This window comes from Pseudomonas sp. 30_B (assembly GCF_017491605.1).
In the GTDB taxonomy this organism is placed as follows: domain Bacteria; phylum Pseudomonadota; class Gammaproteobacteria; order Pseudomonadales; family Pseudomonadaceae; genus Pseudomonas.
Genome location: NZ_JAFGYY010000001.1, coordinates 467,980 through 488,168 on the forward strand (window position 1 = coordinate 467,980; position 20,189 = coordinate 488,168).

General features: G+C 63.4%; 19 protein-coding genes and 1 rRNA gene. 15 read left to right on the top strand and 5 right to left on the bottom strand.

Features of this window, described 5'->3' with window-relative positions:
* Nucleotides 1–169: 169 nt before the first annotated feature.
* Both J5M67_RS02065 and sfsA read left to right on the top strand, forming a co-directional pair.
* A complete protein-coding gene (locus tag J5M67_RS02065) occupies nucleotides 170–1,342 on the top strand; it encodes a pyridoxal phosphate-dependent aminotransferase (protein ID WP_207882790.1) in 1,173 nt (390 codons plus the stop codon).
* Nucleotides 1,342–2,049, top strand: coding sequence for a DNA/RNA nuclease SfsA (sfsA, locus tag J5M67_RS02070; RefSeq protein ID WP_207882792.1), 708 nt, complete (start codon nucleotides 1,342–1,344; stop codon nucleotides 2,047–2,049). Before J5M67_RS02065 ends, sfsA begins: the two co-directional genes overlap by 1 nt.
* Nucleotides 2,050–2,164: 115 nt before the next feature.
* Here sfsA and J5M67_RS02075 read toward each other — a convergent pair whose 3' ends face one another.
* Nucleotides 2,165–2,494: a Rieske 2Fe-2S domain-containing protein gene (locus J5M67_RS02075; protein WP_207882794.1), complete on the bottom strand. Its 330-nt coding sequence runs from the start codon at nucleotides 2,492–2,494 to the stop codon at nucleotides 2,165–2,167.
* 435 nt (nucleotides 2,495–2,929) lie between these two features.
* On the opposite strand from J5M67_RS02075, the gene J5M67_RS02080 reads away from it, so the two are divergent.
* The 3 genes from J5M67_RS02080 to J5M67_RS02090 are packed head-to-tail and all read left to right on the top strand — an operon-like array spanning nucleotide 2,930 to nucleotide 5,582.
* On the top strand, nucleotides 2,930–3,913 hold the full coding sequence (locus J5M67_RS02080) for an iron ABC transporter permease (protein WP_207882856.1): 984 nt from the start codon (nucleotides 2,930–2,932) through the stop codon (nucleotides 3,911–3,913).
* Nucleotides 3,913–4,680 (top strand): heme ABC transporter ATP-binding protein, encoded by a 768-nt coding sequence (locus J5M67_RS02085; protein ID WP_207882796.1) that lies wholly within the window; start codon nucleotides 3,913–3,915, stop codon nucleotides 4,678–4,680. Before J5M67_RS02080 ends, J5M67_RS02085 begins: the two co-directional genes overlap by 1 nt.
* Before the next feature lie 11 nt (nucleotides 4,681–4,691).
* A complete protein-coding gene (locus tag J5M67_RS02090) occupies nucleotides 4,692–5,582 on the top strand; it encodes a ChaN family lipoprotein (protein ID WP_207882798.1) in 891 nt (296 codons plus the stop codon).
* A gap of 505 nt (nucleotides 5,583–6,087) precedes the next feature.
* On the opposite strand, the gene J5M67_RS02095 is transcribed toward J5M67_RS02090, so the two are convergent.
* The 3 genes from J5M67_RS02095 to J5M67_RS02105 all read right to left on the bottom strand — a co-directional run bounded on the left by J5M67_RS02095 (nucleotide 6,088) and on the right by J5M67_RS02105 (nucleotide 9,013).
* A complete protein-coding gene (locus tag J5M67_RS02095) occupies nucleotides 6,088–6,888 on the bottom strand; it encodes a Crp/Fnr family transcriptional regulator (protein ID WP_207882800.1) in 801 nt (266 codons plus the stop codon).
* Between the two features lie 104 nt (nucleotides 6,889–6,992).
* On the bottom strand, nucleotides 6,993–7,265 hold the full coding sequence (locus tag J5M67_RS02100; RefSeq protein ID WP_207882802.1) for a TfoX/Sxy family protein: 273 nt from the start codon (nucleotides 7,263–7,265) through the stop codon (nucleotides 6,993–6,995).
* A 185-nt stretch (nucleotides 7,266–7,450) separates the two neighbouring features.
* Nucleotides 7,451–9,013, bottom strand: coding sequence for a bifunctional aminoglycoside phosphotransferase/ATP-binding protein (locus tag J5M67_RS02105; RefSeq protein WP_207882804.1), 1,563 nt, complete (start codon nucleotides 9,011–9,013; stop codon nucleotides 7,451–7,453).
* Nucleotides 9,014–9,220: 207 nt separating this feature from the next.
* Here J5M67_RS02105 and mrcB point away from each other — a divergent pair, with 207 nt between their 5' ends.
* Genes mrcB through J5M67_RS02120 form a run of 3 tightly spaced genes read left to right on the top strand, consistent with a single transcriptional unit; the run spans nucleotide 9,221 to nucleotide 12,738 of the window.
* Complete coding sequence (gene mrcB / locus J5M67_RS02110; protein WP_207882806.1) at nucleotides 9,221–11,545, top strand: penicillin-binding protein 1B; 2,325 nt, start codon at nucleotides 9,221–9,223, stop codon at nucleotides 11,543–11,545.
* 15 nt (nucleotides 11,546–11,560) lie between these two features.
* Nucleotides 11,561–12,409, top strand: coding sequence for a tetratricopeptide repeat protein (locus J5M67_RS02115; protein ID WP_207882808.1), 849 nt, complete (start codon nucleotides 11,561–11,563; stop codon nucleotides 12,407–12,409).
* Nucleotides 12,409–12,738: a YqcC family protein gene (locus tag J5M67_RS02120; RefSeq protein ID WP_207882810.1), complete on the top strand. Its 330-nt coding sequence runs from the start codon at nucleotides 12,409–12,411 to the stop codon at nucleotides 12,736–12,738. Before J5M67_RS02115 ends, J5M67_RS02120 begins: the two co-directional genes overlap by 1 nt.
* A 15-nt stretch (nucleotides 12,739–12,753) precedes the next feature.
* Here the strand turns inward: J5M67_RS02120 and J5M67_RS02125 are convergent, their stop codons facing one another.
* Entirely contained in the window at nucleotides 12,754–13,197 is a 444-nt protein-coding gene (locus tag J5M67_RS02125; RefSeq protein ID WP_207882812.1) for a DUF4124 domain-containing protein, read from the bottom strand.
* Nucleotides 13,198–13,600: 403 nt separating this feature from the next.
* On the opposite strand from J5M67_RS02125, the gene J5M67_RS02130 reads away from it, so the two are divergent.
* The 7 genes from J5M67_RS02130 to J5M67_RS02160 form a co-directional block, all read left to right on the top strand.
* Nucleotides 13,601–15,331: an acetolactate synthase 3 large subunit gene (locus tag J5M67_RS02130; RefSeq protein WP_207882814.1), complete on the top strand. Its 1,731-nt coding sequence runs from the start codon at nucleotides 13,601–13,603 to the stop codon at nucleotides 15,329–15,331.
* A gap of 2 nt (nucleotides 15,332–15,333) precedes the next feature.
* A complete protein-coding gene (gene ilvN, locus J5M67_RS02135) occupies nucleotides 15,334–15,825 on the top strand; it encodes an acetolactate synthase small subunit (RefSeq protein ID WP_017516326.1) in 492 nt (163 codons plus the stop codon).
* A gap of 44 nt (nucleotides 15,826–15,869) precedes the next feature.
* Nucleotides 15,870–16,886 carry a ketol-acid reductoisomerase gene (ilvC, locus tag J5M67_RS02140; RefSeq protein ID WP_207882816.1) on the top strand — a complete coding sequence of 339 codons (1,017 nt, stop codon included), beginning with the start codon at nucleotides 15,870–15,872 and terminating at the stop codon, nucleotides 16,884–16,886.
* A 149-nt stretch (nucleotides 16,887–17,035) separates the two neighbouring features.
* On the top strand, nucleotides 17,036–17,860 hold the full coding sequence (pssA, locus tag J5M67_RS02145) for a CDP-diacylglycerol--serine O-phosphatidyltransferase (RefSeq protein WP_207882818.1): 825 nt from the start codon (nucleotides 17,036–17,038) through the stop codon (nucleotides 17,858–17,860).
* 57 nt (nucleotides 17,861–17,917) lie between these two features.
* A complete protein-coding gene (msrP, locus tag J5M67_RS02150; protein ID WP_207882820.1) occupies nucleotides 17,918–18,928 on the top strand; it encodes a protein-methionine-sulfoxide reductase catalytic subunit MsrP in 1,011 nt (336 codons plus the stop codon).
* On the top strand, nucleotides 18,928–19,536 hold the full coding sequence (gene msrQ, locus J5M67_RS02155; protein WP_207882822.1) for a protein-methionine-sulfoxide reductase heme-binding subunit MsrQ: 609 nt from the start codon (nucleotides 18,928–18,930) through the stop codon (nucleotides 19,534–19,536). The genes msrP and msrQ overlap by 1 nt, the downstream gene beginning before the upstream one ends.
* Before the next feature lie 544 nt (nucleotides 19,537–20,080).
* Nucleotides 20,081–20,189: ribosomal RNA gene (locus J5M67_RS02160) — 16S ribosomal RNA — on the top strand; the annotation flags it as partial.

Consider the following 20,189-nt stretch of genomic DNA (forward strand, 5'->3'; position numbering starts at 1 on the left):
CCGACTCGATGGACGCTGTTGTCGAGTTTTTTGCAAACCTCTGCACGATCCTCGGCTTTTGCTGGTAGATCGTGCATTTTCCAGGTAAGGCCGCCGATATTCGGTGGTCCACCTGTGTCGCTCGGTGGCCTGTTAGAATCCTCGCCTTGTCGTAAAGTTCGGAAAACCTATGGCTACTTCCTACAGTGCACGCAGTCGCGCCATCGAGCCCTTCCACGTCATGGCGCTGCTGGCGCGCGCCAACGAGTTGCAGGCCGCAGGCCACGACGTCATCCACCTGGAAATCGGCGAGCCGGATTTCACCACCGCCGCGCCGATCATTGCCGCCGGCCAGGCCGCGCTGGCCAATGGGCACACCCGCTACACCGCGGCGCGCGGCATACCGGCGCTGCGCGAGGCCATTGCCCGCTTCTACGCCGAGCGCTATCGGCTGTCGATCGACCCGCAGCGCATCCTCATCACACCCGGCGGCTCCGGTGCGCTGCTGCTCGCCAGCAGCCTGCTGGTGGACCCGGGCAAGCACTGGCTGCTGGCCGATCCGGGCTATCCGTGCAATCGCCACTTCCTGCGCCTGGTGGAGGGTGCCGCGCAGCTGGTGCCCGTGGGGCCGGAGAGCCGCTACCAGCTCACGCCCGACCTCATCGAGCGGCACTGGGATCATGACAGTGTAGGCGCTCTTGCGGCATCGCCGGCGAATCCTACGGGCACGGTGTTGCATCGCGATGAACTGGCTGCGCTTTCGGCCACGCTGAAGGCGCGTGGCGGCCATCTGGTGGTCGACGAGATCTACCATGGCCTGACCTACGGCACCGACGCCACCAGCGTGCTGGAAGTGGATGACGACGCCTTCGTCCTCAACAGCTTCTCCAAGTATTTCGGCATGACCGGTTGGCGACTGGGCTGGCTGGTGGCGCCCATTGATGCGGTCGGCGAGCTGGAGAAGCTGGCGCAGAACCTCTACATCAGTGCGCCGAGCATGGCCCAGCACGCCGCGCTGGCCTGCTTCCAGCCGGAAACCATGGCGATCTTCGAGGAGCGCCGTGCCGAGTTCGCCCGCCGTCGCGACTACCTGCTGCCGGCGCTGCGCGAACTGGGCTTCGGCATCGCAGTGGAACCCGAAGGCGCCTTCTACCTTTATGCGGACATCAGTGCCTTTGGCGGCGACGCCTACGCGTTCTGCCAGCACTTCATCGAAACCGAGCACGTTGCCTTCACTCCCGGCGTGGACTTCGGCCGCTACCAGGCCTCGCACCATGTGCGCTTCGCCTACACCCAGAGCGTCGAACGCCTGCAGCAGGCCGTTGAACGAATCGCCCGTGGCCTGAAGAGCTGGCGTCCCTGATGCGTTTCGAGCCGGCACTGATCGAGGCGCGCCTGATCAAACGCTACAAGCGCTTCCTGGCGGACATCGAGACCGCCAGTGGCGAACGCCTGACCATCCATTGTCCGAACACCGGTTCGATGCTCAATTGCATGAGCGAGGGATGCCGGGTCTGGTTCAGCCGCTCGAATGACCCCAAGCGCAAGCTGCCGGGCACCTGGGAGCTGGCGGAAACCCCGCAAGGGCGGCTGGCCTGCGTGAATACCGGGCGTGCCAACCGGTTGGTGGAGGAGGCGTTGCTCGCAGGTGTCGTGACCGAACTCGCAGGCTTCGATGAACTGCGCCGAGAAGTGGCCTATGGGCAGGAAAACAGCCGTGCCGACTTTCGCCTGATGTACGCCGGCAAGCCGGTGTACGTGGAGGTGAAGAGCGTGACGCTGGGCTTTGACGACACCGCAGTCGCCGCTTTCCCGGATGCGGTTACCCTGCGTGGGGCCAAGCATCTGCGCGAGCTGGCGGCGCACGCTCGCGAGGGCATGCGTGCAGTGCTGTTGTACGCGGTGAACCTGTCCGGCATCGAGGCGGTGCGCCCGGCGGCGGAGATCGACCCGGTCTACGCCGCGTCGTTGGCGGAGGCGCGTAACGCCGGGGTGGAAGTGCTGGCCTATGGGGCGCGGATCGATACGCAGGAAATCCGTCTTGGCCAGCCGTTGAGGGTGTTGTTGTAGTCCGGATATCGCAGCGGGGATTGTTCGCGAGCAAGCTCGCTCCTACAGGTCTGCGCTGTGCTGCTCTTCGTAGGAGCGAGCTTGCTCGCGAACCGGCCCAGGCACGGCTTCCGCGCTAGGCCTCGTCCAGCTCATCCAGCCAGATGCCCTGCTCATCCTCATGGCAGGGCAGGGCCTCCAGCACATCCCCGAGGCATGGTCCCTGGATGCATTCGCCGGTCTCGATCAGGAACAACGCCCCATGGTGGCCGCACTGCAACAGGCGGCCGCTGGCATCGAGAAAGTTCTCCGCGTCGTAGCCCAGCGGGATTTCCCGGTGCGGGCAATGGTTGCGATAAGCGTAGGCGCGGCCTTGGCGGCGCACCACGAAAAGGTTCAGGCCGGCGGCCTTGAAGCCCCGGCTCTGGCCTTCGGCCAGTTCATGCGGGGAGCAGAGCAGGATCATCCGGGTTCTCCATCCAGGGCGGGCATTATCCGTGCGCGGATGGCGGGACCGGAAGAGGGTGCACGTCCGTGTGCAGAAGAGGGGGCGGTCCGGTTGGCCATGACAGGGCAAGTGGACCCCAGGTAGGGCTTCAGTCGGAACGGGGCGTCGGAAATGCTCGTCGCCCGCCGCTCAGGGCCAGCGAGGCGCAGTCGCCAGACGTGCAGGGGAGAATGGTTTCGTCGATGTTGTGCCAGGGGCGCAGCCATGGCCGGAGCACTTCGCTGCCGACGCCATCGCGGGGCGACATAATACCTCAGGCGGAATCATCGTTGATGGATTGGCCAGTCTCGCCCGCGCCTTTTATCCTTCCGCGCAGGCCCTGAACCCGGAAGGTCGTCCTTGACTCGGATCGTTGCTGCTCGCCCGCTATTCCTGCTACTCGGAGTTTTTCTGCTGCTGGTTGTCTGGCTGTCGCTGGCCCTCGGGCCGGTGAGCCTGCCCCTGGGCGATACGCTGCGGGCACTGGCGCGCCTGGTTGGGCTGCCGGTGGCCGCTGGCGAGTCGGGTCAGGCCGAGTTGATCGTCGGCCAGATTCGTTTGCCGCGTACCCTGCTGGGCGTTGCCGCCGGCGGGGTGCTGGCGCTGGCCGGCGTGGCGATGCAGGGGCTGTTCCGCAATCCGCTGGCCGATCCCGGCCTGATCGGCGTTTCCAGCGGTGCGGCACTGGGCGCGGCGATCGCCATCGTCTTCGGTGCGTCCATCGGCGGGTTGCCGGAAGCCTTCGCCCCCTACCTGCTCTCCGTCTGCGCTTTCGCCGGCGGCCTGCTGGTGACGGCGCTGGTCTATCGCCTGGGGCGGCACAACGGACAGACCAACGTGGCCACCATGCTCCTCGCAGGCGTTGCGCTCACCGCGCTGGCGGGGGCGCTGATCGGCCTGTTCACCTACCTGGCCGATGACGCCACGCTGCGTTCACTGACCTTCTGGAACCTCGGCAGCCTGAACGGTGCCAGCTATCCCCGGCTGTGGCCGTTGCTGCTGATCACGCTGCTGGTGGCCTGCTGGCTACCGCGCCGGGCGGATGCGCTCAATGCGCTGCTGCTCGGCGAGTCGGAGGCGCGCCATCTGGGCTTCGACGTCGAACGCCTGAAGGTGGAGCTGATCCTTTGCACGGCACTGGGCGTTGGCGCGGCGGTGGCGGCGGCCGGCATGATCGGTTTCATCGGCCTGGTGGTGCCGCACCTGTTGCGCCTGATCGTCGGGCCCGATCACCGGGTGCTGCTACCGGCTTCGATCTTTGGCGGTGCCATCCTGTTGTTGTTCGCCGATCTGGTGGCGCGGCTGGCGCTGGCGCCGGCGGAGCTGCCGATCGGTATCGTCACCGCGTTGATCGGTGCGCCGTTCTTCCTTTACCTGCTGATAAGGGGGCGCTCCTGATGCTGACGGCGGAAAGCCTGCTGGTGAAGCGTGGTACGCAGACTGTCCTGCAGGGGGTGAGCCTGGCCTTGCGGCCGGGTGAAGTGCTGGGCGTACTGGGCCCCAATGGCGCCGGCAAGAGCACCTTGCTGGGGGCTCTCAATGGTGATCTGCCGTTGTCCGCTGGTGCGGCGAGCCTCGATGGGCGTCCGCTATCTGCATGGCGAGGTACTGATCGGGCGCGCCGGCTGGCGGTGTTGCCGCAGTCGTCGACGCTGAATTTCGCGTTCACCGTCGAAGCGGTGGTCGGCTTCGGGCGCCTGCCCCACGACAGCGGCCGCCAGCGCGATGGCGAAATCGTGGCAGCGGCACTGGAGGCCGCGGATGCAGCCCATCTGGCCGGACGCAGCTACCTGGCGCTCTCCGGGGGAGAACGCCAGCGTGTGCACCTGGCACGCGTGCTGGCGCAGCTCTGGCCGGGCGGGGCGGAGCAGGTCCTGCTGCTGGACGAGCCCACCTCGGCGCTCGATCCGCTGCATCAGCACACCACGCTGCACGCGGTGCGCGAGTTCGCCAATCGCGGCGCGGCGGTGCTGGTGATCCTGCATGATCTGAACCTGGCCGCGCGTTACTGTGATCGCCTGCTGTTACTGCATCAGGGGCGGCCGCAACTGCAGGGAACGCCCGACGAGGTGCTGCGCGCAGAGCCGCTGCGCGCGGTGTTCGGGTTGGACGTGCTGGTCCAGCGCCATCCTGAGCGCGGCCATCCGCTGATCATCGCCCGCTGAATGGAGCTCGAGTGAAGTACCTGCTGATTCCGTTGCTGGCGCTGCTGTCTGCCTGCCAGAGCCACACTTCCGCGCCGCCGCCGCTGCCGGCCTGGCAGAGCCCGGAGGGGCGTGACAGTGCCGAACTCGGCGTCATTCGCAACCTGCACAGCGGCGAGCAGCTCACCCCGCAGCAGTTGCTCGACCAACTGGCCGCGGCGCCGCGCGTGCTGGTGGGGGAGCAGCACGACAATCCGGACCATCATGCCCTGGAGCTCTGGCTGGCGCGCGCCCTGGCGGAGCGCCGCCCCAGTGGCAGCGTGCTGATGGAAATGCTCAATCCGAACCAGCAGACGCGGGTTGTCGCCGCGCAGGCCGCCGCGGCCAGGGGCGAGGCGCCGACGGACCTGATCGGCGCACTCGCCTGGCAGCCAGGCTGGGACTGGTCGCTCTACGGCCCGCTGGTGACCTGGCTGGTAAAGCAGCCGGCGCCGTTGCTATCGGCCAACCTGGACCGCAGCGAGATCATGCGCATCTATTCCGAGCAGCCACGGCTGGAGGGCTCGCGCTCCACGATGAATGCCGTGCGCGACAGCCTGCTGGATGACATCCGCGAATCCCACTGCGGCCTGCTGCCGGACAGCCAGTTGCCGGCGATGCTGGCGGTACAGCAGCAGCGCGACCGGCGCATGGCCGAGCGCCTGAAGGCGGCGCCTGGCCCGGCACTGATGATTGCCGGTGGTTTCCATGCGAGGCGCGATCTGGGTGTGCCGCTGCACCTTGATGACCTGGGCGCGGGGCAGGGGCTGCAGGTGCTGATGCTGGCGGAAGTGGGCAAGGCGGTGGCGCCGGGGCAGGCGGATTTTGTCTGGTACACACCGGCGCTGCCGCCGACGGACTATTGCGCGGCGCTTCGTCGGTAGCGCAAGCCGCAGTCATGGATGGGGTCTTCGGGCCCGTTTCCATGGGCGGTTTTCATGCGGGCAAAAAAAAGACCCGGCAAAGTGCCGGGTCGAAACCGTGATTAGCCTGATGAGGAGATAATCTGAAGAGTCCGACTGCATGGTCTCTTGAGCTTATCCGACTGGCCTCGCGGCCAGTGAGTTAATAATAACCATTATCAATTGAGAGTCAATGCTTTTTTATGCCCATGGTCGAGATTCGGGATTGCGCATAAAAACGCAGGCAAAAAAAGACCCGGCAAAGTGCCGGGTCGAAACCGTGATTAGCCTGATGAGGAGATAACCTGAAGAGTCCAACTGCGTGGTCTCTTGAGCTTATCGTCTGGCCTCGCGACCAGATGACTCAATAATAATCATTATCATTTGAGAGTCAACCTCTTTTCGTGGAGTTTTTCGCGATTGCGAAACATCCTCCCGAAAAACGAAAAGCCCGGCGCAGGGCCGGGCTTCTGGCAGAGGCTTGACCTCAGCTGCCCTGGCGCTGCACGCGCAGCTGGGTGACTTCCTTGTTCAGCAAGTCGATGCGTCGGGCCATGCCTTCGATCAGGCTGTGGGCGATACGCGGGTTGCTCTGCATCAGGCTGAGGAACTGGTCCTTGGGGATGACCATTACTGTGCACGGCTCGCTGGCGATGACCGAGGCGCTGCGCTTCTCGCGGGTGAACACAGCCATGGCGCCGAAAATCTCGTCCTTCTGTACGTCGCCGACCTTCTGCCCGTCGACGAAGGCTTCCGCGTGGCCCTCGATGATGATGAACACATGCTCGGCGTCATCGCCCTGCTGGATCAGCTGCGCGCCGGCGGCGAAGTGCTGGAAGCCGGTGGCCGGGCGGATTTCCGGCTGCTTCAGATGCGCCAGGGCGTCGGAGAGCAGGGCGGTATGGCCGATCAGGTAGTGCAGAAGCAGTTCCTGGCGGGGGCCATCGGCATGGATATGGCCGAGCACCTCGCTGCGCGAGTACGGGATCAGGCACAGCGGCTCTTCGGTGACGTAACGGCAGGGCGGCAGATCGATGCCCGTGCGCAGGCCGATCAGGTCGCCTTCCTGCAGATAGAACAGCGGTCGCTCGTCGACCAGGGCATGGACCAGGCCATTCTCGATGAGAAACAGTTGCTGGTCGGGCAGTTCGGCCTCGAGATCATCGGAGCGCTCGAGGCGTATCGGTTCGCCGCAGGGGGCCAGGCCAGCGAGCAGTTGCACCGGAATTCCCTGCAGGCGGTTGATCAGCTCATCGGCATAGGCAGGTTGTTCACCGAGTAGGTACATGGCCGTAATTCCTTGAATGGCGGCAGTCGAGGGCGCACGAAGGGCCCTGAGACCATAAGCGGGCAGGTACTTTTGCGTAAAGATTTTCCCACGGAGCTTGTGAGCTAGCTCTTGTTCCTCATCGGGAAAGTCTCAAGCTCGCCCAGAAGCGCGGCTTTGTGCGCAGGAGGAAGGTCATTCCAATGCACGTCGAGCAATGCCCCTTCAATGGCGTACAGCAGTACCTTCGATGCTCGGAAACCACGGGCCCTGACCGCCCGGTAAGCGCCAACGGCGCCCAGGCGGCGGAGGTCGGAGGCACTGTGGATACCGACGGCATGCAGCCATTGAGCGGAGGTCTTGCCAAGATTCTTCAGGTGCAGCAGTTCGTCGTTCATCGTCGGTCCTTGCGATGCGGCACGATCGGACGGGGGCGCACGGCCGAGAACTGCTCATAGCGGCCGGCTATACACAAGGCAAGTGTAGCGTGGCTTTGTGATATCGCTCTGCTCGAGCGGCAGGGCGGGAGAGGGCCTGGAGGCTCGGATCGGAGCCGCCGTGCTGGCGGCTCCGGTCGCGAGGGTCAGAGCCCCGGCAGGCGCTGACGGATGCTGGCGACCAGGGCGTCCAGGCTGGCGGCGTCCGGGGTATCGACGCGCTTGCTGTGTTGCTGCTCTTCGTCGCTGAGCGGCTCACGGGCGGCCAGCTGGGCCTGGATGGTCTCCAGGGTCGCATCCGAGGGGTCGTTGCCTTCGCTCTCGCGCTGCGCCAGCCAGCCGGCGATAACGCTTTCCGGCGCGTGGCAGTCGAGAATGAGGAAGGGCACGCCGGTTTCCTCGGCCATCTTCCAGGCGGCTGCACGCTGGTCGCGCTTGAGGAAGGTGGCGTCCAGCACCACCGGGTAGCCGGCGCGCAGGATGTCCGCCGCCAGGCTATTCAGGCGCTGGTAGGTCGCAGTCGTGGCATCGGCGGAATAGATGCCGCTCTGGTGCTGGCCGCGCTGCTCTGCGCTCTGCTCGCCGAACAGGCGCTTGCGCTCGACGTCGGAGCGCAGGCGGATGGCGCCCAGGGCCTCTACCAGACGCAAGCCTACCTGGCTCTTGCCGACGGCCGACACGCCAAGGGTCACGGCGAGGAAGCGCGAGGGGATGGCGCTGTAGCTTTCCGCCAGGTTGGCGTAGTTGCGGTACTGGCGCAGGGTCGCGGCCTTCTGCACGGCGTCGGTCTGGTGCGCCAGGCTGAACAGCGCGATCTTGGCGCGGACCAGTGCGCGGTAGGCCTTGTAGAAATTCAGCAGGTCCAGGGACTGGTAGTCGCCGGTGTACTCCAGGTACTGGCTGACGAAGCGCCGCGACAGGCATTTCAGGCCACGGTCTTCCAGGTCCATGGCGAGGAAGGCGTAGTCGGCGGTGACATCGGTGAAACGGAACGGCTCGTTGAACTCGATGCAGTCGAACAGCACCACCTTGTCGTCGATGATGGCGGCGTTGCCCAGGTGGATGTCGCCATGGCACTCACGAATGAAACCGTTGGCCTTGCGCGCCTCGAACACGCCGTGCAGGCGTTCGAAGCTGGACTCGGCCCAGGCCTCCAGGGCATCGAGCTGCAGCAGGTCGGCCTTGTCCGAGAGCATCGGGCGGATCTGTTCGAAGTTCTGCCGTACCGGCGCCATGCAGGCGTCCGGGGTGCCCAGCGGGTGTTCGGCCGGGACCTGCGGGGTGCGCAGGTGGAAGTCGGCGATCTGCTTGGCCAGGCCGTCGATGTGTGCGGCGCCAAGTTCGCCACGGGCCTGCACTTCGCTGAGCAGCTGGGTCTGCGGGAATTCGCGGCACTGGATCATGTACTCGATGGCCGGACCTTCGCCGCCCAGGCGCGGGGCGCTCTCGCTGCCGGTGATCGGCAGGACGTCGAGGTACAGGCCCTCGGTGAGGCGCTGGTTGAGGCGCAGCTCTTCCTCGCAGAAGTGCTTGCGCGCGGCCAGGTCGGTGAAGTCGAGGAAGCCGAAGTTGACCGGCTTCTTGATCTTGTAAACGTAGGAGCCCGTGAGCAGGACCCAGGAAATATGGGTTTCGATGACCCGGAAGCTTTCGACCGGATGAGGATAGAGCGCCGGGTTCTGCAGCGCAGCGATGAGAGTCTGGCTCACGTTTTGTCCTTGTCTGTCTATTTTCGAGAGGCAGGCATTATGGCCGCTGGGTCCTGTGGTGCAAACACCGCCCGGCAACCAATCCGTCGCGCCGAGGTCGAAGCTCGGCAGTCCCGGCGCCACTTCGCGCCAGTACCCGGCAAGAACCCGGATACCGTCTGGAACGGTGTCTGTCCCCTGTGGATAAAGTACGTATAATGCGCCGCCATGACGCGTCCCCGATCTTCCAAATCCCGTAAAAAAAGCGGCAAATCGTCGCCTGCCATGCGCAAGTGGCTGGGCTGGGCTCTCAAGCTCGGCCTGGTCGGCCTCGTGGTGCTGGCCGGTTTTGCCGTATACCTCGATGCGGTTGTCCAGGAGAAATTCTCCGGCAAGCGCTGGACCATTCCTGCCAAGGTGTATGCCCGTCCGCTGGAACTGTTCGTCGGCCTGAAACTGGGCAAGGACGACTTCCTGCGCGAGCTGGATGCGCTGGGCTATCGCCGCGAGAGTGCGGTGAACGGTCCGGGCGCCGCTGCCGTCTCCGGCAACTCCGTCGATCTCAATACCCGCGGCTTCCAGTTCTATGAAGGCGCCGAGCCCGCCCAGCGGATTCGCGTGCGCTTCTCCGGCAACTATGTCGCCGGACTGAGCGGTGCCAATGGCTCCGATCTCGCGGTCGCGCGCATGGAACCGCTGCTGATCGGCGGTCTGTACCCGGCGCACAACGAAGACCGCATCCTGATCAAGCTGGACCAGGTGCCGCCGTACCTGATCGATACCCTGGTGGCGGTGGAAGACCGCGACTTCTGGACTCACCACGGCGTTTCGATCAAGTCGATCGCCCGTGCCGTCTGGGTCAACGCCAGCGCCGGACAGTTGCGCCAGGGCGGCAGTACGCTGACCCAGCAGTTGGTGAAGAACTTCTTCCTGACCAACGAACGCAGCCTGTCGCGCAAACTCACCGAAGCCATGATGGCGGTGCTGCTGGAGCTGCATTACGACAAGCGCGAAATCCTCGAGAGCTACCTGAACGAGGTGTTCCTCGGTCAGGACGGCCAGCGTTCGGTGAACGGTTTCGGGCTCGCCAGCCAGTACTTCTTCAGCCAGCCGCTGTCGGAGCTGAAGCTGCCGCAGGTCGCGCTGCTGGTCGGCATGGTCAAGGGGCCTTCCTATTACAACCCGCGCCGCAACCCGGAGCGCGCGCTGGAGCGCCGCAACGTGGTGCTCGACGTGCTCGCCGAGCAGGGGGTGATCACTCCCGCAGAGGCCGCCGCCGCCAAGCAGGCGCCGCTGGGCGTGACCCAGCAGGGCAGCATGGCCAACGGCAACTATCCGGCCTTCCTCGACCTGGTGAAGCGTCAACTGCGCGAGGACTATCGGGATGAAGACCTGACCGAAGAAGGCCTGCGCATCTTCACCAGCTTCGATCCCATCCTGCAGATGAAGGCCGAGTCCGCCGTCAGCGAGACCTTCAAGCGCCTCGACGGTCGCAAGGGCGTTGCCGAGACCGAGACCGCGATGGTCGTGACCAACCCGGAAACCGGCGAGATCCAGGCGCTGATCGGCAGTCGCGATCCGCGCTTTGCCGGCTTCAACCGCGCCATTGACGCGAAGCGGCCGATCGGTTCGCTGGTCAAGCCGGCGGTCTACCTGACTGCACTGGAGCAGCCCAGCCAGTACACCCTGACCAGCTACATCCAGGACGAGCCGTTCCAGGTGAAGGGCAAGGATGGGCAGGTCTGGAAGCCGCAGAACTACGATCACCAGTCGCGCGGCACCATCTTCCTCTACCAGGGCCTGGCCAACTCGCTGAACCTGTCCACGGCCAAGCTCGGCCTGGACCTGGGCGTGCCCAATGTGCTGAAAACCCTGGAGCGCCTGGGCGTCTCGACCGACTGGCCAGCCTATCCGTCGATGCTGCTGGGCGCCGGTGCGTTGAGCCCGATGCAGGTAGCGACCATGTACCAGACCATTGCCAGTGGCGGCTTCAACACTCCGCTGCGGAGCATCCGCAGTGTGCTGGCATCCGATGGCCAGCCGCTCAAGCGTTATCCGTTCCAGGTCCAGCAGCGCTTCGACCCGGGCGCCATCTACCTGGTGCAGAACGCCATGCAGCGGGTGATGCGCGAGGGTACCGCGCGCTCGGTCTACAACCAGCTGCCGGCCTCGCTGACCCTGGCCGGCAAGACTGGTACCACCAACGACTCCCGTGACAGCTGGTTCTCCGGCTTCGGCCAGGACCTGCTGGCGGTGGTGTGGATCGGTCGCGACGACAACGGCAAGACGCCGCTGACCGGTGCTACCGGTGCCCTGCAGATCTGGACCAGCTTCATGCGCAAGGCCGATCCGCTGCCGCTGGACATGCCGATGCCGGATAATGTGGTGCAGTCCTGGGTCGATCCGCATACCGGGCAGGGCACCGATGCCAACTGCCCCGGCGCGGTGCAGATGCCTTATATTCGAGGAAGCGAGCCGGCCCCTGGCGCCGGTTGCGGAATCCAGGCGCCGGCCAACGAAGTCATGGACTGGGTGCGTGGCTGGCTGAACTGATGCGAGAGGTTTGAAGTGAGAAAAGCTTGGTTTGCAGCGTCGGCGACTCTGGCGCTTCTGTCCGGTTGTGCAACTCCGCAGCACGGTGCGATCCCGGTGCAGGACTCCGGCACCTCCGTTTCCAACTCGGAGCGAGTGGGGCGTAGCCGTGGCAACTATCAGGCACCGGTTTCCGCCAGTGCTGGCCAGAGCATTCCCCAGGGCGATTCCGGCGTCACCGTGATGGTGCCCAAGGATGCAGGTGCTGCGCCGATCCAGACCTTCCCGGCGCAAACCGGCGCGGCGCCGATCAGCACCGCGCCGATGACGACCGCGCCGGGCAGTACCGGCTCGAATTATTCGCAGCAGCCGATCTCCACCAGCGGCGGCATCACCTCGAACGGTGGTTTCCAGTCGCAGACCTACCAGCAGCCGGCGTACCAGACCCCGCCTGCTGCGCAGGGCAATACCTACCAGGGCAATACCTACAATCAGGGCGGCACCTACAAGGCGCCGTCGGGTATTCCGTCGAACAACACCGGATTGGCTGCTGACGAGCAGCTCGATGGCCCGGTGCTGGCGCTGCTGACCACCGCCTCGCAACAGCAGGGCGGCGGCGATCTCAATGGCGCCGCCGCCAGTCTGGAGCGCGCCCAGCGCATTGCTCCGCGCGAACCGCAGGTGCTCTACAAGCTGGCCCAGGTTCGCCTGGCCCAGGGCGATGCCGCGCAGGCCGAGCAGGTGGCGCGTCGTGGTCTGACGCTGGCCGGCGGCCGTCCGACCTTGCAGGCCAGCCTGTGGGACCTGATCGCCAAATGCCGTCAGCAGCAGGGTGACGCCGCCGGTGCCGCCGAAGCCCGGCAGAAAGCCAAGGTGACCCTGTGATGGATGATCGACTGCCGGCGATTGCCGACCAGCTGCTGCTGATCGAGCGCGAGATGCGTGCCGTTGGCCTGTGGGGGAGTGAGAGTCCTTCGCTGGAACGGCTCTCCAGTCACGAACCGTTCTGCGTGGATACGCTGGCGCTGGAGGAGTGGCTGCAGTGGATCTTCCTGCCGCGGATGAAACAGATCATCGAGAGTGGAGCTGATCTGCCTGCCGCATCCGGCATCCGGGAAATTGCCGAGGAGGCTTATGCCACTGAAGGGGCGCGTGTACAGGTGTTGCTGGAGGCACTTGGCGCCTTCGACCGGCTGATCGGCGCGGGGCACTGACGCTGCCGCGCTGCCTCAGTTGCAGTTTGCCTGGATCGCCTTTTCGTTCTCGCCGATACGCGCCTGCCGCTCTTCTTCGGTGATGCGGCGGTACTCGCCGTTCTCTTCCTTCACGCGAACACGCGGATTGTTCCTCAACTGAGCCAGGTTTTCCCGAGCCTGGCTGCAGTTCTGCGCGCGCTGGGCGTCCTGCTGGGCGACCTCCTGCTTCACCTTGTCGTCCACGGCTTTCTGCTTGTCGTCCGCGCTGGGAGGAACCACCGGCTTGGGTGGCGGCAGCGGGAAATTCGACTTGGGCGGTGCCGTGCTGGTGTTGACGGCCGAGGCGTTGGTGCCTTCAGGCGGCTGCGCGCCGAAGTGCGTGACTCCCTGAGCGTCCACCCATTTGTAGATCTGCGCGGCCATCACGGTCGGGGCCAGAGCGAGCAGCAGGCTGCCCAGGAAAATCGTCCGTCGCATGCGTTGTCGATCCTTGGGGTGCGGGGTCTACCAGTAACTATAACCAAATCGCCAGCTTATTCATCTGGAGAAGTTCACATCCCGGCTTCATCCAAAAGCTATATATGGCTTGACTTGACCGCTTCGTTTCAGAAGAATCCAAGGTTCGCTGCAGTGGGCCGGCCGCAAGCTGGTTTTACTCGGCAGACAAGAGGTGCTACCCGCGCCGCAAAGTTTCACCCTGTTTCGCGTTACCTCGCGCTGGGTGGAGGCTCTCCGTAACACAAACAGGAGTGTCTCCAGGTTCTGCTCATTCGGCAGTCGACGTAGCCGGCGATTACATTCGCCCATGTCTGCCGGGCAGCCATCCAAGTCGGTCCCCCACGATGGGGGTGTCCGTATATAGCGTTCTAGAGGTGACAACGTGGAACTTTTATCCGGCGCTGAAATGGTCGTCCGCTCCCTGCGTGACGAAGGCGTTAAGTACATCTACGGGTACCCGGGCGGTGCCCTCCTGCATATCTACGACGCTCTCTTCAAAGAGAACGAAGTAACCCACATCCTGGTTCGCCACGAGCAGGCCGCCACTCACATGGCCGACGGCTATGCGCGCGCCACCGGCAAGCCCGGCGTGGTGCTGGTGACCTCCGGTCCCGGCGCGACCAATGCCGTCACCGGCATCGCCACTGCCTACATGGACTCCATCCCGATGGTGGTGATCTCCGGCCAGGTAGCGAGCAACATGGTCGGCACCGACGCGTTCCAGGAAACCGACATGGTCGGTATCTCCCGCCCGATCGTGAAGCACAGCTTCATCATCAAGCACCCGTCGGAAATCCCTGAGGTCATCAAGAAGGCCTTCTACATCGCCCAGTCCGGTCGTCCCGGCCCGGTCGTGATCGATATTCCGAAGGACATGGGCGACCCGACCCAGAAGTTCGAATACAACTATCCGAAGAAGGTCAAGCTGCGCTCCTACAGCCCGGCGGTTCGTGGCCACTCCGGCCAGATCCGCAAGGCCGCCGAGATGCTGCTGGCCGCCAAGCGCCCGATCATCTACGCCGGTGGCGGCGTGATCATGGGCAACGCCGCCGAGCCGCTGACCGAAGTTGCGCGCATGCTCAACGTGCCGGTGACCAATACCCTGATGGGGCTGGGCGGCTATCCGGGCACCGACCGCCAGTTCGTCGGCATGCTCGGCATGCACGGCAGCTACACCGCGAACCTGGCGATGCACCACGCTGACGTGATCTTCGCCGTCGGTGCGCGCTTCGACGACCGCGTGATCAATGGCGAAACCGCGGCCAAGTTCTGCCCGAACGCCAAGGTCATCCACGTCGACATCGACCCGGCCTCGATCTCCAAGACCGTCAAGGCCGACATCCCGATCGTCGGCCCGGTGGACAGCGTCCTGACCGAAATGGTCGCGATCCTCAAGGAAATCGGCGAGACCCCGAACAAGGAAGCCCAGGCAGCCTGGTGGAAGCAGATCGACGAATGGCGCGGCAACCGCGGCCTGTTCCCCTACAACAAGGGCGACGGCAGCATCATCAAGCCGCAGACCGTGATCGAGACCCTCTGCGAAGTCACCCATGGCGATGCCTATGTGGCTTCTGACGTGGGCCAGCACCAGATGTTCGCGGCGCAGTACTACCGCTTCAACAAGCCCAATCGCTGGATCAACTCCGGTGGCCTGGGCACCATGGGCTTCGGCTTCCCGGCCGCCATGGGCGTGAAGCTGAACTTCCCCGACGCCGACGTCGCCTGCGTGACCGGTGAAGGCAGCATCCAGATGAACATCCAGGAGCTGTCCACCTGCCTGCAGTACGATCTGCCGGTGAAGATCATCAACCTGAACAACGGTGCGCTGGGCATGGTCCGCCAATGGCAGGACATGCAGTACAACAGCCGCTACTCGCACTCCTACATGGAATCGCTGCCGGACTTCGTCAAGCTGGCTGAAGCCTATGGCCACGTTGGCATGCGCATCACCGACCTGAAGGACCTGAAGCCGAAGATGGAAGAAGCCTTCGCGATGAAGAATCGCCTGGTCTTCCTCGACATCCAGGTTGATACCAGCGAGCACGTCTACCCGATGCAAATCCGCGGCGGTGCGATGCGCGACATGTGGCTGAGCAAGACGGAGCGTACCTGATCATGCGACACATCATTTCCCTGCTGCTGGAAAACGAACCCGGCGCGCTCTCCCGCGTCGTCGGCCTGTTCTCCCAGCGCAACTACAACATCGAAAGCCTGACCGTCGCCCCGACCGAGGACCCGACGCTCTCGCGCCTGACCCTGACCACCGCTGGTCAGGATGAGGTCATCGAGCAGATCACCAAGAACCTCAACAAGCTCATCGAGGTGGTAAAACTGGTGAATCTCTCGGAGAGCGCGCACATCGAGCGCGAACTGATGCTGGTGAAAGTGAAGGCCACCGGCGCCCAGCGCGCCGAGGTCAAGCGCACCACCGACATCTTCCGCGGGCAGATCGTCGACGTCACCAGCAGCGTCTATACCGTGCAGCTGGCCGGTACCAGCGACAAGCTGGACAGCTTCATCCAGGCCATCGGCACCGCGTCGATCCTCGAAGTCGTCCGCAGTGGCGTCACCGGCATTGCCCGTGGCGACAAGACTCTCAGCATCTGATTTGAAATACGGCCCACGAGGCCAACTGACAGGGGATTACCCAAATGCGCGTTTTCTACGATAAAGACTGTGACCTCTCCATCATCCAGGGCAAGAAAGTTGCCATCATCGGTTACGGTTCCCAGGGCCACGCCCACGCCTGCAACCTGAAAGACTCCGGCGTCGACGTTACCGTCGGCCTGCGTGCGGGTTCTTCCTCCGTTGCCAAGGCTCAGAACCACGGCCTGAAAGTCGCCGAAGTGGCTGAAGCCGTTGCTGCCGCCGACCTGGTCATGATCCTGACCCCGGACGAGTTCCAGGGCCGCCTGTACAAGGACGAGATCGAGCCGAATCTGAAGAAGGGCGCCACCCTGGCCTTCGCTCACGGCTTCTCCATCCACTACAACCAGGTCGTTCCGCGCGCTGACCTCGACGTGATCATGATCGCGCCGAAGGCCCCGGGCCACACCGTGCGCTCCGAGTTCGTCAAGGGCGGCGGCATCCCCGATCTGATCGCCATCTACCAGGACGCTTCGGGCAATGCCAAGAACGTCGCCCTGTCTTACGCCTGCGGCGTTGGCGGCGGCCGTACCGGCATCATCGAAACCACCTTCAAGGACGAGACCGAAACCGACCTGTTCGGCGAGCAGGCTGTTCTGTGCGGCGGTTGCGTCGAGCTGGTGAAAGCCGGCTTCGAAACCCTGGTCGAAGCCGGTTACGCGCCGGAAATGGCCTACTTCGAGTGCCTGCACGAGCTGAAGCTGATCGTTGACCTCATGTTCGAAGGCGGCATCGCCAACATGAACTACTCGATCTCCAACAACGCCGAATACGGCGAGTACGTGACCGGTCCGGAAGTGATCAACGCCGAATCCCGTGCTGCCATGCGCAATGCTCTGAAGCGCATCCAGAACGGCGAATACGCCAAGATGTTCATTTCCGAAGGCGCCACCAACTACCCGTCGATGACCGCCTACCGCCGCAACAACGCTGCCCATGGCATCGAAGTTGTTGGCGAGAAGCTGCGCGCCATGATGCCGTGGATCGCTGCCAACAAGATCGTCGACAAGTCCAAGAACTAAGGTCTTTTCGACATACGAAGAAACGCGGCGCTTGCCGCGTTTTTTCGTTCTGGGGCGGTGATCTGGTATAAAGCGTGGGCGCCCGGGCCGTCACCGCAGTAGCGTGCCCCGGCGAATCTCAGCCTCAACGAGTTCTCAAGGAATCGTCCATGAGTGAAGGTCACGAGGAGCCGAACAAGGCTTCCGACACCGAAGAAAGTCTGCTGCCCATCGATGAACACATCGAAGAGGGCCATGACGCCGAAGGCCGCAAGGTCCGCCATCGCGGTATCTACCTGCTGCCCAACCTGTTCACCACCGCGGCGCTGTTCACCGGCCTGTACGCCATCATCAATGCCATGAGCGGTGACTTCTCCAATGCCGCCATCGCCATCTTCGTGGCCATGGTCCTGGATGGTCTCGACGGCCGTGTCGCGCGCCTGACCAATACCCAGAGTGCCTTCGGCGCCGAGTACGACTCGCTCTCCGACATGGTCGCCTTCGGCGTTGCACCGGCACTGGTGGCCTTCGAGTGGGCGCTGAGCAGCCTGGGCAAGGTCGGCTGGATGGTCGCCTTCATCTATGTGGCGGGTGCCGCGCTGCGTCTGGCGCGCTTCAACACTCAGGTGGGCACGGCCGACAAGCGCTACTTCATCGGTCTGGCCAGTCCGGCTGCCGCGGCTCTGGTTGCCGGTACCGTCTGGGCCTTCGCCGACTTCGACGTCCAGGGGGCCAAGGTGTCCCTGCTGGTTGCCCTGATGGTTGCTCTTGCCGGCATGCTGATGGTCAGCAACATCAAGTACTACAGCTTCAAGGATCTGGACCTGCGCGGCCGCGTGCCGTTCATGGCGATCCTGGTGGTGGTGCTGGCGTTCGCCGTGGTCTTCACTGACCCGCCGCGTATCCTGCTGTTGCTGTTCCTTGCATACGCCGCCTCCGGCCCGGTGCAATACTTGTTGCAATTGCGCCGTCGCAAGCAGCCGCCTGCCGTGTAATTTCCTGCGGGCTCCGCAGTCTATTGGCGCATACAGCCAGTCGTTGCGGAGCCCGTCATGCTGATCAAGTCGTCCCGCCTTTCCGATTGCCACGAATCGGAAGTCACGCCCGAGTCCCTCTATTTCTCCCGCCGTCAGTTCATGTCTGGCGCGTTGGCGGCTGCCGCGCTGTCCGGGTTGCCTCGCATGAGCCTTGCCGAGGGTGGGCGCTACGCCGATGTCGAAGCGGTGCAGTCTCCTGCCTGGCTGAGCGAGAAACTTGCGGCTGCTCGCTGGGATGCCGTCACGGTAAAGAATGAGGCGATTACGCCTTTCAAGGATGCGACGAACTACAACAACTTCTATGAGTTCGGTCCGGATAAGGGTGATCCCGCCGCCAATGCGGGAGCGCTGAAGACCGAGCCCTGGTCGGTGGTGATCGACGGGGAGGTGGGCAAGCCCGGCAAGTACGCGCTGGAAGACTTCATCAAGCCTTTTCAACTGGAGGAGCGCATCTATAGATTGCGCTGCGTCGAAGCCTGGTCGATGGTCATTCCCTGGATCGGCTTTCCGATCTCCGAGCTGATCAAGCGGGTGGAGCCGACCAGCAATGCCAGGTTCGTGCGTTTCGAGACCCTGGTGGATCGTCAGGACATGCCGGGTGTGCAGTCCAACTTTGCCCTGATCGATTGGCCCTACGTCGAGGGCTTGCGCATGGACGAGGCCATGCATCCCCTGGCCATTCTTGCCGTCGGGATGTACGGGCGGGTACTGGCTAACCAGAATGGCGCGCCGTTGCGCTTGATCGTGCCGTGGAAGTACGGCTTCAAGGGGGCCAAGTCCATCGTGCGCATCAGTTTCGTCGCAGAACAGCCGAAGACTACCTGGCAGAGCCTCGCTCCCAATGAGTACGGCTTCTATGCCAACGTCAATCCGACCGTCGACCACCCGAGGTGGACGCAGGCCCATGAGCGTCGCCTGCCCAGTGGACTATTCAGCCCCAATGTTCGTCCCACCCTCATGTTCAACGGCTATGCCGATGAGGTGGCCTCTCTCTATGCGGGCATGGACCTGAGGAAGGATTACTGATGCGCAATCCGTTATGGCGCGGCGCCGTGTTCGTTTCCGCCTTGTTGCCGCCGCTCTATTGGTTGTACCAGGCGTGGATTTTCGCCCTCGGGCCTGACCCGGGGAAGGCACTGGTCGACCGGCTGGGGCAGGGTGGATTGGTCCTGCTGCTGATCACCCTGGCGATGACGCCGCTGCAGAAGCTCACCCGCTGGAATGGCTGGATACAGGTGCGCCGGCAGCTGGGCCTGTGGTGCTTCACCTATATAGTGCTGCACCTGAGTGCCTACGCCGTTTTCATCCTTGGATTGGACTGGGCGCAGTTGGGCGTTGAGCTGCGCAAGCGTCCCTATATTTTCGTCGGCGTCACCGCCTTCCTTGGGCTGCTCGCAATGGCGGTAACCTCCAATCGTTACAGCATGCGCAGGCTGGGGACTGGCTGGAAGAAGCTGCATCGCCTGATATATGTCATCCTCGCCCTGGGCCTGTTGCATATGCTGTGGGTCGTGCGTTCCGACCTGGAGCGCTGGGTCATATATGCCGCTATCGGGTGCTTCCTGATGCTGTTGCGGCTACCGCCAGTGGCGCGGCAGCTGCCCTTGCTTCGAAGCCGTTTCATAACCAGCTAAAGTTTCTTGCAGAAATCTGTTGACGGGGATTTTTCAGTCCCTATAATGCGCACCAATCCCGGCGACGAAGCGATGAAAGGGCTTGAAAATCAAGTACTTACAGTGAGTCGAAGTTGAGAGTGGTGATCAGGCGGGTGATTCACTTGCCGCTCTTCATTGGCTGCTCCGGCAGCGAGCTGAAGAGAAGGTCATCGAGGTGCTTGACAGTGAGTTTGATCGCTGTAGAATGCGCCTCCCGCTGATGAGAAGGCTTCCTTCACTGATGCGCAAGCGGTTGAGTAGAAAAGAGATTTTCGAAAATAACGCTTGACGGAAAAAGAGGTTAGCGTAGAATGCGCGCCTCGGTTGAGACGAAAGCCTCATCCAAACGCTCTTTAACAAGTCGAATCAAGCAATTCGTGTGGGTGCTTGTGATGTAAGACTGATGATCGACTGATTATCAGCAACGCAAGTAACACTCGTGAATTCGAGAGTTTTAGCTCATTAAGTTGAGCATGCGATTGCTGAGCCAAGTTTAGGGTTTTCGCAAAACCCAAGCAGTATTGAACTGAAGAGTTTGATCATGGCTCAGATTGAACGCTGGCGGCAGGCCTAACACATGCAAGTCGAGCGGATGAGTGGAGCTTGCTCCATGATTCAGCGGCGGACGGGTG

Coding starts and splice junctions, on each gene's coding strand:
- J5M67_RS02065 (WP_207882790.1), top strand. CDS start 170: ATGGCTACTTCCTACAGTGCACGCAGTCGCGCCATCGAGCCCTTCCAC.
- sfsA (WP_207882792.1), top strand. CDS start 1,342: ATGCGTTTCGAGCCGGCACTGATCGAGGCGCGCCTGATCAAACGCTAC.
- J5M67_RS02075 (WP_207882794.1), bottom strand. CDS start 2,494: ATGATCCTGCTCTGCTCCCCGCATGAACTGGCCGAAGGCCAGAGCCGG.
- J5M67_RS02085 (WP_207882796.1), top strand. CDS start 3,913: ATGCTGACGGCGGAAAGCCTGCTGGTGAAGCGTGGTACGCAGACTGTC.
- J5M67_RS02095 (WP_207882800.1), bottom strand. CDS start 6,888: ATGTACCTACTCGGTGAACAACCTGCCTATGCCGATGAGCTGATCAAC.
- J5M67_RS02100 (WP_207882802.1), bottom strand. CDS start 7,265: ATGAACGACGAACTGCTGCACCTGAAGAATCTTGGCAAGACCTCCGCT.
- mrcB (WP_207882806.1), top strand. CDS start 9,221: ATGACGCGTCCCCGATCTTCCAAATCCCGTAAAAAAAGCGGCAAATCG.
- J5M67_RS02120 (WP_207882810.1), top strand. CDS start 12,409: ATGGATGATCGACTGCCGGCGATTGCCGACCAGCTGCTGCTGATCGAG.
- J5M67_RS02125 (WP_207882812.1), bottom strand. CDS start 13,197: ATGCGACGGACGATTTTCCTGGGCAGCCTGCTGCTCGCTCTGGCCCCG.
- ilvN (WP_017516326.1), top strand. CDS start 15,334: ATGCGACACATCATTTCCCTGCTGCTGGAAAACGAACCCGGCGCGCTC.
- ilvC (WP_207882816.1), top strand. CDS start 15,870: ATGCGCGTTTTCTACGATAAAGACTGTGACCTCTCCATCATCCAGGGC.
- pssA (WP_207882818.1), top strand. CDS start 17,036: ATGAGTGAAGGTCACGAGGAGCCGAACAAGGCTTCCGACACCGAAGAA.
- msrP (WP_207882820.1), top strand. CDS start 17,918: ATGCTGATCAAGTCGTCCCGCCTTTCCGATTGCCACGAATCGGAAGTC.
- msrQ (WP_207882822.1), top strand. CDS start 18,928: ATGCGCAATCCGTTATGGCGCGGCGCCGTGTTCGTTTCCGCCTTGTTG.